The sequence below is a fragment of the Planomonospora sp. ID82291 genome, from assembly GCF_015711645.1.
Taxonomy (GTDB): Bacteria; Actinomycetota; Actinomycetes; order Streptosporangiales; family Streptosporangiaceae; genus Planomonospora.
In genome coordinates, this window is the sequence record NZ_JABTEX010000001.1 from 454753 (window position 1) to 469177 (window position 14425).

Annotated in this window: 15 protein-coding genes; 1 reads left to right on the plus strand and 14 read right to left on the minus strand. The window is 71.1% G+C overall.

Features of this window, described 5'->3' with window-relative positions; genetic code table 11:
• Positions 1–9: 9 nt before the first annotated feature.
• From HS045_RS02100 to HS045_RS02110, 3 genes are all read right to left on the minus strand, one after another.
• A complete protein-coding gene (locus tag HS045_RS02100; protein ID WP_196449476.1) occupies positions 10–807 on the minus strand; it encodes an ABC transporter permease in 798 nt (265 codons plus the stop codon).
• A gap of 55 nt (positions 808–862) precedes the next feature.
• Complete coding sequence (locus tag HS045_RS02105; protein ID WP_196449477.1) at positions 863–1984, minus strand: ABC transporter ATP-binding protein; 1122 nt, start codon at positions 1982–1984, stop codon at positions 863–865.
• Between the two features lie 136 nt (positions 1985–2120).
• The gene (locus tag HS045_RS02110) at positions 2121–5309 is read right to left on the minus strand and encodes a S41 family peptidase (protein ID WP_196449478.1); all 3189 of its coding nucleotides are present in this window, start codon (positions 5307–5309) and stop codon (positions 2121–2123) included.
• Between the two features lie 65 nt (positions 5310–5374).
• Between HS045_RS02110 and HS045_RS02115 the strand changes: the two genes are divergently transcribed.
• A complete protein-coding gene (locus HS045_RS02115; protein ID WP_196449479.1) occupies positions 5375–5965 on the plus strand; it encodes a cob(I)yrinic acid a,c-diamide adenosyltransferase in 591 nt (196 codons plus the stop codon).
• 82 nt (positions 5966–6047) lie between these two features.
• On the opposite strand, the gene HS045_RS02120 is transcribed toward HS045_RS02115, so the two are convergent.
• The 11 genes from HS045_RS02120 to HS045_RS02170 all read right to left on the minus strand — a co-directional run bounded on the left by HS045_RS02120 (position 6048) and on the right by HS045_RS02170 (position 14344).
• Positions 6048–6485, minus strand: a complete 438-nt coding sequence (locus HS045_RS02120; RefSeq protein WP_307827351.1) for a DUF2550 domain-containing protein — start codon at positions 6483–6485, stop codon at positions 6048–6050.
• A gap of 16 nt (positions 6486–6501) precedes the next feature.
• Complete coding sequence (locus HS045_RS02125; RefSeq protein WP_196449480.1) at positions 6502–6906, minus strand: F0F1 ATP synthase subunit epsilon; 405 nt, start codon at positions 6904–6906, stop codon at positions 6502–6504.
• A 66-nt stretch (positions 6907–6972) separates the two neighbouring features.
• Positions 6973–8409, minus strand: a complete 1437-nt coding sequence (atpD, locus tag HS045_RS02130) for a F0F1 ATP synthase subunit beta (protein ID WP_068894845.1) — start codon at positions 8407–8409, stop codon at positions 6973–6975.
• A gap of 1 nt (position 8410) precedes the next feature.
• Entirely contained in the window at positions 8411–9310 is a 900-nt protein-coding gene (locus HS045_RS02135; protein ID WP_196449481.1) for a F0F1 ATP synthase subunit gamma, read from the minus strand.
• Positions 9311–9313: 3 nt separating this feature from the next.
• Entirely contained in the window at positions 9314–10960 is a 1647-nt protein-coding gene (gene atpA / locus HS045_RS02140; RefSeq protein WP_196449482.1) for a F0F1 ATP synthase subunit alpha, read from the minus strand.
• Between the two features lie 23 nt (positions 10961–10983).
• Positions 10984–11793, minus strand: a complete 810-nt coding sequence (locus HS045_RS02145) for a F0F1 ATP synthase subunit delta (protein WP_196449483.1) — start codon at positions 11791–11793, stop codon at positions 10984–10986.
• Positions 11794–11878: 85 nt separating this feature from the next.
• Positions 11879–12424 (minus strand): F0F1 ATP synthase subunit B, encoded by a 546-nt coding sequence (locus HS045_RS02150; protein WP_196449484.1) that lies wholly within the window; start codon positions 12422–12424, stop codon positions 11879–11881.
• 32 nt (positions 12425–12456) lie between these two features.
• Positions 12457–12693 carry an ATP synthase F0 subunit C gene (gene atpE / locus HS045_RS02155; protein WP_196449485.1) on the minus strand — a complete coding sequence of 79 codons (237 nt, stop codon included), beginning with the start codon at positions 12691–12693 and terminating at the stop codon, positions 12457–12459.
• A gap of 81 nt (positions 12694–12774) precedes the next feature.
• Positions 12775–13566 (minus strand): F0F1 ATP synthase subunit A, encoded by a 792-nt coding sequence (gene atpB, locus HS045_RS02160; RefSeq protein WP_196449486.1) that lies wholly within the window; start codon positions 13564–13566, stop codon positions 12775–12777.
• Positions 13567–13633: 67 nt separating this feature from the next.
• On the minus strand, positions 13634–13849 hold the full coding sequence (locus HS045_RS02165; protein ID WP_230883392.1) for an AtpZ/AtpI family protein: 216 nt from the start codon (positions 13847–13849) through the stop codon (positions 13634–13636).
• A 78-nt stretch (positions 13850–13927) separates the two neighbouring features.
• Positions 13928–14344: a hypothetical protein gene (locus tag HS045_RS02170; RefSeq protein WP_196449488.1), complete on the minus strand. Its 417-nt coding sequence runs from the start codon at positions 14342–14344 to the stop codon at positions 13928–13930.
• Positions 14345–14425: the final 81 nt, after the last annotated feature.

Below are 14425 nucleotides of genomic sequence, written 5' to 3' on the forward strand. Positions count from 1 at the left end.
CGACCAACGTTAGCCGTGCCGGGGTTCCCACCGGAACAGCCACCTGGCCAGCAGCCCGGTCACCCCGATCCAGACGGCCATGATCCCGATCGAGGGCAGCGCGGCCACCCACTGCCCGGCCGTGCTCAGCGCCTCGCCGCCGCTGGAGAAGTGGTCGGCGCCCAGGAAGCCGGTGCGCATCATCTCCACCACCGGGGTCACCGGGAGCAGGCCGGAGACCGTGCCCAGCGGGCCGGGCAGCACATCGAGGGGGAAGGCGATCGGCGCCCCCAGCAGCATGACCATCAGCACCGGCAGCACGGTGATCTGGGCCATCTCCGCGTTCGGCGTCAGGCCGGAGAAGGCCGCGGCGAGCAGGGCGAACACGATGACGCCCAGGACCGCGGCGAGCAGGATCAGCGGCACGTTGGCCGGCAGGACCCCCTCGGTCCGGTGCAGCCAGATCCCCAGCAGCGCCATCTGGCCGAGCAGGAGCGCCAGCGCGCCGAGCCCGCTGCCGGCCATGACCGCCAGCGCGGACGGCTGGCCCCCGCGCAACCGCTTGAGCACCAGTTCCTCCCTGCGCGCGGTGAAGGAGTTCACCAGGTTGATGAAGACCGCGAAGCCCAGCATCAGGCCGGGCACTCCGGTCAGGACGAAGGCCCCGCCCGGCACCCCCGCGACCTCCGCTCCGCCCTGCGCCCCGGTGAACATCCAGGCCATCAGGAGCGGGAGCAGCAGCACGTTGAACAGGACGGTGGTGTTGCGGGCCACCAGGGTCAGGTCGAGCCTCGCCAGCCGTACGGCGTGCAGCACATCGGTCTTCATGGTCACTTCCCGCTTCCCGTCGATCCGTGGGTGATTCGTTCCCGGCACGCCGCTCTCACCGCTGCTCCCCGACCACCCGCATGAACACGTCCTCCAGCGTCCCCCGGCGCACGGCCAGCCGCTCCAGGGCCGCGCCCCGGCCGTCGGCCCAGGCCATCAGCGGGCGGAGCGCGGCGTGCGCGCGGGTCTCGGTGTCGGCGCCGGTCAAGGTGTAGACCACCTCGGTGAAAGGCGCGGTGGAGGGCGCGGCGGGGGAGCCGGCGGCCGGCCGGGCGGCCGTCCCGTCGCCTCCGCCGGCGTAGGTGAGCACCGGGGCGACGCCGTCCAGCACCGGCAGGTCGCCGAAGGTCCAGGAGGTGCCGGGGAGCCGGAAGGCGATGCGGTCGCCGGAGGCGGCCACCACCTCCTCGACCGTGCCGTGGGTGTGGATCCGGCCCTCGTGCATGATCGCGAGCCGGGTGGCGAGGCGCTCGGCCTCCTCCAGGTAGTGCGTGGTCAGCAGCACCGACGTGCCCGCGTCCCGCAGGTCCTCGATCACCTTCCAGGTCGTCCGGCGCGCCTCGGGGTCCATCCCGGTGGTCGGCTCGTCCAGGAAGAGCACCTCGGGCGCCGAGAGCACCGCGAGCGCGAGGTCGAGCCGGCGCTTCTGGCCGCCGGAGAGCTGCTTGACCTTGACCCGGGCCTTGCTCTCCAGGCCCACCAGCTCCAGCGCGCCCATGGTGGCCCGGTCCACCCCGCGCACCCGGCCCATGAGGGTGAGGCGTCCGGGCAGCTCGGCGCCGCCGGACAGGGTGACCGGGCGGCCGGCGTCCTCGCTCAGCCCCTTCCACAGGTCCACCGTCTCGGCGACGGTGAGGTCGCCGAGGAAGCCGCCCTCCTGCAGCATGATGCCCACCCGGGGGCGCAGCTCGCGCTGCTGCCGCACCGGGTCGAGGCCGAGGACCCGCACGGTGCCGTCGGTGGCGGGCCGGAAACCCTCCAGGACCTCCATCGTGGTGGTCTTCCCCGCGCCGTTGGTGCCGAGCAGGGCGAAGACCTCTCCCCGGGGGACGGTGAAGGAGATCCCGCGCACGGCCTCGAAGTCGCCGTAGCGCTGCCGCAGTCCGCCGACCTCGATCACGTCGTCCAGACCGCCGGAGGCGGCGCCGACCCTGTCCGCAAGCTGTGGTGTCCTCATGGGGAAAATCCTCTTCCAGCGGCGTATCCCCAGGTAGTCATCGATATCACCGGAGGGACATGGATCTTGCGGATGATCCGTATGACAGATGTCATGTCCGGCGGCGGAGGGCCGCCGGACACCGCCGGGGCGGTCCCTACGGCCGGGGCGGCAGGGCGGGGCGGCGGCGCGAGGGACGTGCCGCGACGTCGGGCGGGGTCGCCGCGGGACGCTCGGCCAGGGCGGCCAGCGCCAGCCGTACGGCCTCCTCGATCTGCGGGTCCCGCCCGGCGGCCCAGTCGTCCGGGGTGATGTCCACCTCGACGTCCGGGTCGACGCCGTGGTTCTCCACGCCCCAGCCGAGCCCCTCGAACCAGAACGCGTACCGGGGCACCGTGACGGAGGTCCCGTCGACCAGGCGGTGGTCGTCCTCGATCCCGATGACGCCGCCCCAGGTGCGGGTGCCGACCACCGGGCCGAGCTTGTGGATCGTGAAGGCGGCGGTGACGATGTCCCCGTCGGAGCCGGCGTTGTGGTCGGTGACCGCGACGAGCGGCCCGCGCGGGGCCTCCTCGGGGTAGGTGATCGGCGCGAGGCCGCGGGGCATGTCCCAGCCGATCACCCGGCGCAGCAGCTTCTCGATGACCAGCTCGGAGGTGTGGCCGCCCCGGTTGCCCCGCACGTCCACCACGAGCCCCTCGAAGGCCATCTCCCGGCGCAGGTCCCGGTGGAACTGCGCCCAGCCCTCGGCGACCATGTCCGGGATGTGCAGGTAGCCCAGGCGTCCGCCGCCCAGCTCGCGCACGTGCGCCCGCCGCGCGGCCACCCAGTCCTGGTAGCGCAGCCGCCGGTCGTCGCGGAGCGGGGTGACGGCCACCCGCCGTCCGCCGCCCAGCGTCAGCTCGACCGGCTTGTCCGCGGCGCCCACCAGGAGCCGCGCCGGACCCTCCGGCGGCACCGGACGGCCGTCGACCGCCAGCAGCGTCTCCCCCGGCTGCACGCCCACGCCCGGCGCGGCCAGCGGCGAGCGGGCGTGCACGTCCGACGACTCGCCCGGCAGCACCCGGTCGATCTGCCAGCGCCCCTCGGCGTTCCTGGACAGGTCCGCGCCGAGCAGGCCGACCGGTCCGGCCGCCGGGACGCCCCAGGGGGCGGGCATGACGTACGCGTGCGAGCTGCCGAGCTCCCCGACGACCTCCCAGAGCAGGTCGGCGAAGTCGTCGTCGGTGGAGACCCGCTCCACCAGCGGCCGGTACTCCTCCAGCACGCCCTCCCAGTCGACGTCCGCCATGTCCTCCACCCAGAAGTCCGCCCGCATCCGGCGGCCCAGCTGGGTGTAGGCGTGCCGGCGGTAGGCCACCGGGTCGACCGTGATCCGGATCCGCGACAGGTCCACGGTCACGCCGTCGCCCTTGCCGTCGACCGGGCGGACCGTGAGCTCGCCCTTGTCGGAGACGACGAGGCGGGTCCCGTCACCGCTCACCCGGTACCAGTCGAGCCTGTCGACGATCTCCTCGCATGTGCGCTTGGCCAGGTCGTAGCGGTCCAGCGCGGGCCGGGGGGACTCGCCGTCGAGGTCACCCCGGTCCTCGCCGAGCTCCCCGGCCAGCGGCTCGCGCAGCCAGACGAACCCGCCCTTGACCGCGCGCAGCTCCGAGTAGCGCCCCTCGGGCACCGGCACCTGGACCACCCGGGCGGCGATCCCCTCGACGTCCACGGTGACGACCGTCTCGTCCTTCTTGTCCTTCTTGTCGTCGTCCTCCGGCTCGGCCACCGGCCGCCCGTCCACGCTGGGCGCGAACGGCGACGGGGTGGAGGCCGCCAGCGGCACCAGATAGGGGCGGTAGCCGTACGGGAAGGACATGTCGAAGGAGTGCGCGTCGTAGACCGGGTCGAACCCCCGGCGCGACAGGAACGCCAGGTGGTCGCCGGTGAAGGCGGGCGAGACGTCCACGAAGCGGCCGTCGGTCACGTCGTGCACGACCCGGTCCACCACCCGGGCCAGCCGGATCCGGCGCAGCGGCGTGGCCTCGGGGTGCGACCAGGCGAGCCAGGCCGAGTCCGGCGACCAGGCCATGCCGTCGATCTCGCCGTTGGCCCGGGCCAGCTCGACGACCTCGCCGGAGGCCACGTCGACCAGGAGCAGCCGGCCGTCCCGGGCCGCCGCCGCGACCGTGCGGCCGTCCGGCGCGACGGCCAGGTCGCCGACCTCGCCCAGCTTGCCGGCGGCGATCCTGCGGCTCTCCCCGCCGCCGGCCGGGCCGATCTCCAGGCCCTGCGTCTCACCGTCGTCGAAGACCCACACCACCTGGCCGGCGCCCAGGATCCGGGGCCGGCCCGCCGCGAGCGCGGAGCTGAGCTGCCGGGCCGGACCGTCCCGGTGGGTCAGCCAGTGCACCGTGCCCCGGATCTCCACCGCGCCGGCCCGCCCGGTCGCGTCCACGGCCAGGTCCTGCAGCCACCGGGCGCTCACCGTCCGCGGCTGCCGCCCGCGCACCGGGGAGGCGAGCCGGACGTCGAGCCTGCGGGTCTCGGCGTCCAGGCCGTCGAGGACGTAGAGGTCCCCGGCGTTCTGGTAGACGATCCGGGTCCCGTCGGTGGTGGCGTGCCGGGCGTAGAAGACGTCGTGGTCGGTGTGCCGGCGCAGGCCGGTGCCGTCGGCCGCCACCGAGTAGAGGTTGCCCACGCCCTCGTGGTCGGAGAGGAAGACCAGCCGCCCGCCGACGAGCATCGGGCTGGCGAAGTGGCCGTCCACGTCGGCCAGCAGCCGGGTGAAGCCGCCACCCCCCGACCGGATCCACAGGCGGCCCGCCGTGCCGCCGCGGTAGCGCTTCCAGGTCCCCGGGTCGCGGGCCAGCGCCGCGGTGAGCAGCGCCACCGCGCTCCCGCCCTCGTCGCTTCCGCCGTCTCCGGAGCCGCCGGGGTCCCCGGTGACCGCCAGGTCGGCGACCGGACCGTACGGCAGGCGCTCGGCCCGCCCGCCGTCCAGCGTGTAGGCCCAGGTCTGCGAGGCGAACGGCTGGCCGGCCGAACTGATCGCCAGGACCCGGCCGTCCGGGGTCCAGCCGCGGGTGCGGGTCCGGACGTCGCCCCAGTAGGTCAGCCGCTCGGCGGAGCCGGTCTCCAGATCGGCCAGGAACACCTCCGGATCCCCGTCGCGGACGCTCGTCCAGGCGACCTTCGTGGCGTCGGGCGAGAGGCGGGGGTGCCCCGCCGGGGCCCGGTCGGAGGACAGGCGCCACGCCCGGCCGCCGTCCGCGGGGGCCGCCCAGACGTCGTCGTCGGCGACGAACGTCAGCAGTTCGCCGGAAAGATGGGGAAATCGCAGGTAAGAACCAGAAGACATCACTAAATCATATTGTCCGCTATGCGAATGACCATGTGATTTTTCTGCCCGATACGCTGATGTTCATGACGCGAGCCGACAGAGACAACCCCGTGGTGCTGTCCAAGATCTACACCCGTACCGGAGACGACGGCACCACCGCGCTCGGCGACATGAGCCGCACCCGCAAGACCGACCCCCGCCTGGCCGCCTACGCGGACGTGGAGGAGGCCAACGCGGCGCTGGGCGTGGCCCTGTCCCACGGGACGCTCGACGACGACGTCGCCGCGGTCCTCACCCGGATCCAGAACGAGCTGTTCGACGTCGGAGCCGATCTGTGCACCCCGGTCACGGAGGACCCCGAGTTCCCCCCACTGCGCGTCGAGGAGTCCTACGTCGCGTGGCTGGAGGCCCGCTGCGACGAGTTCAACGAGCGCCTGACGCCGCTGCGCAGCTTCATCCTCCCCGGCGGCCCCCCGGCCGTCGCCCAGCTGCACGTCGCCCGCACCGTCGTCCGGCGGGCCGAGCGCACGGTCTGGTCGGCCTTGGAGGCCCACGAGGACGTCAACCCGCTCACCGCGACGTACCTCAACCGGCTCAGCGACCTGATGTTCATCCTCTGCCGCGTCGCGGCGGGCGGCGACGAGATCCTCTGGAAGCCCGGCGGCACCCGCTGACCTCCCGGGTCGGGTCCGCTGCGGCCCCCGCCGTACCGGGGCCGCAGCGGGCCGGAACGCCCCCGCGGCCGCGCTCGGGCGGTCAGGCCACGTCGAGGTGGGCGCCGGGCGGAGCGGACTCCAGCCAGGCGACGAACCCGGTCAGCGCCCGGTAGCCCATGGCCAGCTCGAAGCTGAACGCGCCGCTGCGGCACTCCAGCGCCGTCACGCCCTCCAGGAACCCGAAGAACTCACCGGAGCCGATCCGCCGGCGCCCGGAAACCACGAGGCCGCGCCTCACGATCACGTGGCGCGGCCTCGGCAGCAGACCTACGAGCGGAATCCACTTGAGGCGGCCTTCCGCGTAACGGGCGACTCCCACCCGCCAGCCCCGCTCCCCCGGCGTCGGGCGCAGGCAGCACAGCACCGAGCCCCGGGAGCGGATCAGGACCAGGGTCCGGACGAGCAGGAGGGCGACGAGCAGCGCCGCCACGATGAGTACGTCACGCGCCATCATGTCCGCCGCCCCCAGAACCAGCACCGCTCAGAAGCAGAACTTATCCGACTTCCTCGCCTGCCGCGCGCAACCGGGCCCGGGCGCGCTTCAGCGCGGCGGCGTCCGCCGCCTCCATGTTGGCCTCGACGGAGGCCTGGGCGCGGTCCAGGGCGTTCTTGGCCCTGGCGACGTCGACCTCGGAACCGAGCTCGGCCACCTCGGCCAGGATCGAGACCTCGTCGTCCGCCACCGAGAGGAAGCCTCCGTGGACCGCGGCGACGAGGTCGGGCTCGCCACCGCCGCGCTTCACCGTCAGCACGCCGCCCTCGACGAGGACGCCGAGCATCGGCGTGTGCCTGGGCATGATGCCGATCTCGCCGTCGACGGTCTTGGCGATCACCATGTCGGCCTCGCCGGACCAGATCTCCCGCTCCGGTGAGACGACGCCTACTCGCAGCTTCGCCACTTTCTCCTCAGTTCCTTTCGAACCAGACGCCGGTACGGCGCGCAGCCGTACCGGCGCCTAAGGCGACTAGCGGGCGAGTTCCTTGGCCTTGGCGATGGCCTGCTCGATGCCGCCCACCATGAAGAACGCCTGCTCGGGCAGGTGGTCGTACTCGCCGGCGCACAGGCCCTTGAAGGACGCGATGGTCTCGTCCAGCGGCACGAACTCACCCGGCTGGCCGGTGAACGCCTCGGCGGCGTACATCGGGTGGGAGAGGAAGCGCTCGATGCGGCGGGCCCGGTTGACCGTGACCTTGTCCTCCTCGGAGAGCTCGTCGATGCCGAGGATCGCGATGATGTCCTGCAGTTCCTTGTACTTCTGCAGGATCCGCTTGGTCTCCTGGGCCACCCGGTAGTGCTCCTCGCCGATGATCTGCGGGTCGAGGATCCGGGAGCTGGAGTCGAGCGGGTCCACCGCGGGGTAGATGCCCTTCTCCGAGATCGGCCGCGAGAGCACGGTCTGCGCGTCGAGGTGCGCGAACGCGTTGTGCGGGGCCGGGTCGGTGATGTCGTCCGCGGGGACGTAGATCGCCTGCATGGAGGTGATCGAGTGACCGCGGGTCGAGGTGATGCGCTCCTGCAGCACGCCCATCTCGTCGGCCAGGGTCGGCTGGTAGCCCACCGCGGACGGCATGCGGCCGAGCAGGGTGGACACCTCGGAGCCGGCCTGGGTGAACCGGAAGATGTTGTCGATGAACAGGAGCACGTCCTGCTTCTGCACGTCCCGGAAGTACTCCGCCATGGTGAGGGCGGACAGGGCGACGCGCAGACGGGTGCCCGGCGGCTCGTCCATCTGGCCGAAGACGAGGGCGGTGTCCTTCAGGACGCCGGCCTCCTCCATCTCCAGCCAGAGGTCGTTGCCCTCACGGGTGCGCTCGCCGACGCCCGCGAAGCACGAGGTTCCGGAGAACTTCAGCGCGACGCGGCGGATCATCTCCTGGATCAGAACGGTCTTGCCGACGCCCGCGCCGCCGAACAGGCCGATCTTGCCGCCCTTGACGTACGGGGTGAGCAGGTCGATGACCTTGATGCCGGTGGGCAGCATCTCGGTGCGCGACTCGAGGGTGTCGAAGGCCGGGGAGGGACGGTGGATGCCCCACTTCTCGGTGACCTTCAGGGAGGCGGTCGGCACGTCCAGGGACTCGCCGAGCGCGTTCCACACGTGGCCCTTGACGACGTCGCCGACCGGCACCGAGATCGGCGCGCCGGAGTCGGAGACCGCCGCGCCGCGGACCAGGCCGTCGGTGGGCTGCATCGAGATGGCCCGGACCAGGTTGTCGCCCAGGTGCTGGGCGACCTCCATGGTCAGGGTCTTGGTCTCGCCGCCGACGGTGACGTCGACGTTCAGGGCGTTGTAGATGTCGGGCATCGCCTCGACGGGGAACTCCACGTCGACGACGGGACCGGTGACTCGGGCGACACGGCCCACGCCGGTCGCGACGTTCTCCACAGTCTCTGCAGTCATTTCACTCTTTCCCCGCTGCGGCGTCAGCCAGCGCGTTGGCGCCACCGACGATCTCGCTGATTTCCTGGGTGATCTCGGCCTGGCGAGCCTGGTTCATCTGCATGGTGAACACGCGGATGAGCTCGTTGGCGTTGTCGGTCGCCGACTTCATGGCCCGGCGGCGGGCGGCGTGCTCGGAGGCCGCGGACTGGAGCAGCGTGCTGAAGATGCGCGACTCCACGTACCGGGGGAGCAGCGAGTCGAGCACCTCGGCCGCGGTGGGCTCGAACTCGAAGTACGGCAGCGGCGTCTCCGGCTTCTCGGCGGTCTCCACGACCGCCAGCGGCAGGATCCGCTTGACCGCGACCTCCTGCGTCAGCATGGAGACGAACTCGGTCGAGACGATGTGGATCTCGTCGATCCCGTCGTCGGCCGAGAACGCCGCGATGAGCGCGTCGGCGATCTCCTTGGCGTCGCCGTAGGAGGGGTTGTCGGAGAACCCGCCCCACTGCCCGCCCATCTCCCGGCCGCGGAAGCTGTGCCAGGTGATGCCCTTGCGCCCCACCACGTACGGCACGGGCTCGATGCCCCTGCTTCGCAGCAGGCCGCCGAGGGCCTCGGCCTCGCGCAGGATGTTGGCGTTGAAACCGCCGCAGAACCCGCGGTCGCTGGTCACGATGAGCACGGCCGCCCGGCGCGGCTGCTCCTTCGCCGTGGTCAGCGGGTGGTCGGCGCTGGCGGTGTTGCTGACGACGCCCGAGACGGCGCGGGTGATCTCGCGCTCGTACGGCACGGCCGCCTGCATCCGCTGCTGCGCCTTCACGATGCGCGACGAAGCGATGAGCTCCTGGGCACGCGTGATCTTGGCGGTGGACTTTACCGACTTGATCCGCCGCCGCAGCAGTCTTAGCTGGGCACCCATCGGCTACTTCTTCTCGTCGTTGACGTGCTTGACGATCTTCTCCTGGCCGACCTTCTCGGCGCCGAGCGCCGCGACCGGCTCCTCGTTGACCAGCAGCTCGCCCGCGGAGGTCTCGAAACCCTTCTTGAACTGGGTGATCGCGTCCTTGAGGGTCGTGACCGTGTCGTCCGACAGGTCCTTGGTCTCGCGGATCGCGTCGAAGACGCCCTTGTGCTCGCGGCCCAGGTAGTCCAGGAAGTCCGCCTCGAAGCGGCGGATGTCCTCGACCGGGACGTCGTCCAGCTCACCGGTGGTGCCGGCCCACACGGAGACGACCTGCTTCTCCACCGGGAACGGGCTGTACTGGGACTGCTTGAGCAGCTCGACCAGGCGCTGGCCGCGCTCCAACTGGGCGCGGGAGGCCGCGTCCAGGTCGGAGGCGAAGGAGGCGAAGGCCTCCAGGTCGCGGTACTGCGAGAGCGACAGGCGCAGCGTGCCGGCGACCTTCCGCATCGCCTTGACCTGGGCCGAGCCGCCGACGCGGGAGACCGAGACACCGACGTTGATCGCCGGGCGCACGCCCGAGTTGAACAGGTCGGTCTCGAGGAAGCACTGGCCGTCGGTGATGGAGATGACGTTGGTCGGGATGAACGCCGAGACGTCGTTGCCCTTGGTCTCGATGATCGGCAGACCGGTCATCGAGCCGCCGCCCATGTCGGCGGAGAGCTTGGCGCAGCGCTCCAGCAGGCGCGAGTGCAAGTAGAAGACGTCGCCGGGGAACGCCTCGCGGCCCGGCGGGCGGCGCAGCAGCAGCGAGACGGCGCGGTAGGCGTCGGCCTGCTTGGTCAGGTCGTCGAAGATGATGAGGACGTGCTTGCCCTGGTACATCCAGTGCTGGCCGATGGCCGAACCGGTGTAGGGCGCGAGGTACTTGAAGCCGGCCGGGTCGGACGCCGGGGCGGCGACGATGGTGGTGTACTCCATCGCGCCCGCCTCCTCGAGGCGGCCCTTGACCTGGGCGATCGTCGAGCCCTTCTGGCCGACGGCGACGTAGACGCAGCGGACCTGCTTGTCCGGGTCACCGGAGAGCCAGTTCTCCCGCTGGTTGAGGATGGTGTCCACGGCGATGGCCGTCTTGCCCGTGCCGCGGTCGCCGATGATCAGCTGGCGCTGTCCGCGGCCGATCGGCGTCATGGCGTCGACCGCCTTGAGACCGGTCTGCAGCGGCTCCTTGACCGGCTGGCGCTGGACGACCGAGGGGGCCTGGAGCTCGAGGGCGCGCAGGCCCTCGGACTCGATGGCGCCCTTGCCGTCCAGCGGGTTGCCCAGCGGGTCGACCACGCGGCCGAGGAAGGCGTCGCCGACCGGCACGGACAGGACCTCGCCCGTCCGGCGGACCGACTGGCCCTCCTCGATGTTGCTGAAGTCGCCCAGGATAACGGCACCGATCTCCCGGACGTCCAGGTTCAGTGCCAGACCACGCGTGCCGTCCTCGAACTCGAGCAGCTCGTTCGCCATCGCCGAGGGAAGGCCGGAGACATGGGCGATGCCGTCGCCGCAGTCGACGACGGTCCCGATCTCCTCACGCGCGGCGCCTTCCGGCTCGTACGCCTGGACGAAGCGCTCAAGCGCGTCCCGGATCTCGTCCGGCCGGATCGTAAGCTCCGCCATCTCTCTTCAGTCTCCCTATTCGCCTAGCCGGCCAACCGGCGGCGGACTTCTTCGATTCGTCCCGCGATGGTGGTGTCGATGAGGTCGTCCCCGATGCGGACGGAGAACCCACCGAGCACTCGCGGATCCACCTCGACGTTCAGGTGAACGTCGTGGCCGTAGGAGGTGCGCAGCCATGTGGCCAGCCGCTGCTTCTGCTCCTCGGAGAGCGCGACGGCGCTGCGCACCACCGCGACGAGACGCTGCCGCTGCGCGGAGACCAGGTGACCGAACTCCTCCAGCCCACCGTCCAGGCTACGTCCTCGCGGATGCACCGCGAGTTGGGTCACCAGGCGGACGGTGGTGGGGGTGGCCCTGCCGCCGAGGAGCGAGCCGAGCAGTTCGCGCTTGCCCTGCGCGGGCGCGGCCGGGTCGGCCAGCGTCCGGTGCAGCTCCGGGTTCGAGGCGACGATGCGCCCGAACCGGAACAGCTCGTCCTCGACGTCGTCGAGCCTGCCCTGCGCCTCGGCCTCGGCCGCGGCGGCGACGACGCCGAGCCGCTCCAGCGCGTCGGCCAGGTCGCCGGCGCGCGCCCACCGGGCGGAGACGGCCGCGACGGCCGTCTCCAGCGCGGCGGCGCCGACCTTGCCCTCCAGCAGGACCTGGAGGATCTGGGCCTTCTGCGCCGCCGGGCGGGCGACGTCGGACATGCTCCGGCGGAGCCCGTGCTCGCGGTCGAACAGGTCGGCGATCGCGAAGAGCTCATCGGCCAGCGTGCCGAGGTCCGCGCTTCCCGCCACGGCGTTGAAGCGCTCCTCGACCTCGGCCAGCGAGGCCCTGCTCAGCCCTCTCATCGGTCGCTCACCCCTCCTCGTTCGCTGCGCGGCCCGCTCGTACCTCGCGAGCCGCTCCGCTCACTGCGTCGGGTTCGCTCCGTCATCAGCGGACCGCCGCGTTGCTCGACTCGAGCTCCTCCAGGAACCGGTCGACGGTGCGGCGCTGGCGCGCCTCGTCCTCGAGGGACTCACCGACGATGCGGCCCGCCAGGTCGATCGACAGGCGACCGAGCTCGGCGCGGAGCTGGGCGAACGCCTGCTGGCGGTCGGCCTCGATCTGGGCGTGCGCGGCCTCGATGAGGCGGCGGGCCTCGGCCTGCGCCTCCTCGCGGAGCTCGGCCTTGATCTGGGCGCCCTGCTCGCGGGCCTCTTCGCGCAGGCGGGACGCCTCGTGCCGCGCCTCGGCGAGCTGCTCCTTGTACTGCGCGAGCAGCGCCTTGGCCTCGGCCTGGGCGTCCTGAGCCTTCTGGATCCCGCCTTCGATCGCCTCGGTCCGCTCGTTCAGCGTCTGCTGGATGCGCGGGGTGAGGATCTTACCGACGACGAGGACGACGAAGAGGAACGCGAAGCCGCCGACGACCAGCTCGTACATGTGCGGGAGGAGAGGGCTGCTCTCCTCCGCCGCCAGGAGATTAGCTGCGATTGTCATCGATGCAGCCTTCCGTCAGGGTGTGTCTGCGATCAGGAGGCCGGGTAGATGAACGGCGCGACCAGGCCGATCAGGGCGAGCGCCTCGACGAGGACGAAGCCGAGGAGCATGTTCTGGCGGATCAGGCCGTAGGCCTCGGGCTGGCGGGCGATGGCCTGCAGGCCGTTGCCGAAGATGAGGCCGACGCCGATGCCGGGGCCGAGGGTGGCCAGGCCGTAGCCGATCGAGCCGATGTTGCCGGTGACCTCAGCGAGGAACTGGGCGCTCATGTCATTTCCTTTTCGGGACGGCCGGTGGACTGGGATCCCACCGGTCTGGACTCAGGGGGGAAGGGTCTTTGGTGCGGTTCGTCAGTGCTCGGCGTGCAGGGAGCCGCCGATGTACATCGCCGCGAGCATCGCGAACAGGAAGGCCTGCAGGAACTGGATGAACAGCTCCAGCCCGGTCATCGCGATCGTCATGACGACGCTGATGACGCCGACGGGCGCGCCGAGCGGGCTGAGCTGCTCGAAGAGGAACCAGAAGCCGACCGCGCTGAAGAAGGCGAGGATGAGGTGGCCGGCGAACATGTTGGCGAAGAGTCGCACCGCGTGGGTGAAGGGCGCCACGACCAGGTTGGAGAGCAGTTCCAGCGGCGCCATCAGGATGTAGACCGGCTTGGGCAGTCCCGGCGGGAACATCATGTTCTTGAAGTAGCCGATCGGCCCCTGGTGCTTCATGCCCAGGTAGATCTTGAGCAGGTAGATCGTGCCCGCGAGCACGATCGGGAAGGCGATGTGCGAGGCCACCGGGAACTGCAGGAAGGGCACGACGCCCATCAGGTTCCAGACCCAGACCAGGAAGAAGATGCTGAGCAGCAGGCCCATCCAGCGGTCGGCGTCCTTGCCCAGGAAGGGCCGGGCGACCTGGTCGCGGACGAACATGTAGCCGTACTCGGCGACGTTCTGGACGCCCCGGGGCACGAGCTTCGGCTTGGAGAAGGCCGACCAGCAGAAGACCACGACCACGAGCGAGCTCAGCAGCGCGAGCAGGACCGGCTTGGTGAGCCAGGCCACGCCGGAGACGACCGGCGGGATATCGAACAGTTCGGGGCCCGGAGCCTTGAACTCCTCGGGGGCGGCGAGGACCGTCAGCGCCTTCACGCGGCGTTCCCTTCAACGTGGTAATGGATCAAGACTGCTTCCTCCGCGAGGCGATCACCGCGTGAGGTCAACGACCGTACTTCCGGTAGACCAGGTAGATCGCGAGAACGACACCGATGATCACTCCGATCGGGGTGAACACCGCCACGCCGGTCCACCGGGTCAGCAACCAGCCCGCACCGCCGTACAGGATGATCCCGGAGAGGATGTAGCTGGGGATTGACCAGGCGGCGTCGGCGAAGTCGCGGCCGTCGTCCTCCGGCCTGCGTTCTTGTTCGCTCATCGCGGGCATGACAATAGCAGTCGGGATGTTGACTAGTCATATCGGGCCCGGCCGGGGCCATCATACGCCGCACCGAGATCATCCCGCCCGGGAACCCGGGGAACCGGGGTCGACGTAGAGCATCTTCGTCTTCACGAAGCCGCGCATCTCCCCGGCGGTCCAGACGACGGTGCAGACGATCGCCGACCAGCCGAAGGCCGCCGGCTCGAACGCCGTGGCGCTCTCGAACGTCTTCAGCAGCGCCATGATGACCAGGACCTTCACCGCGTAGGTGGTGACCGCGGCGACCATCATCACGGCCGGGGAGACCCGGCTGGCGTAGGAGACCGCGACCAGGCCGACCGTGAAGAAGACCGCGACGGTCGCCAGGCCGATCACGGCGCCCAGGACCCCCGCGCCGCCGGCGAGCAGGGCGGCGGCGCCGATGACCACCGCGCCCACGACCGCGGTGGGTATCGCGGCCCCTTTCAGGACGCGCACGTCATTGGCCTGCATCGGCACTCCAGATGGCTGTTGTCAAGCGAGCGATTGCTACCTGGCAGGCTCGAGCTGTCGAACGCCTGCTAGTGAAAGCTA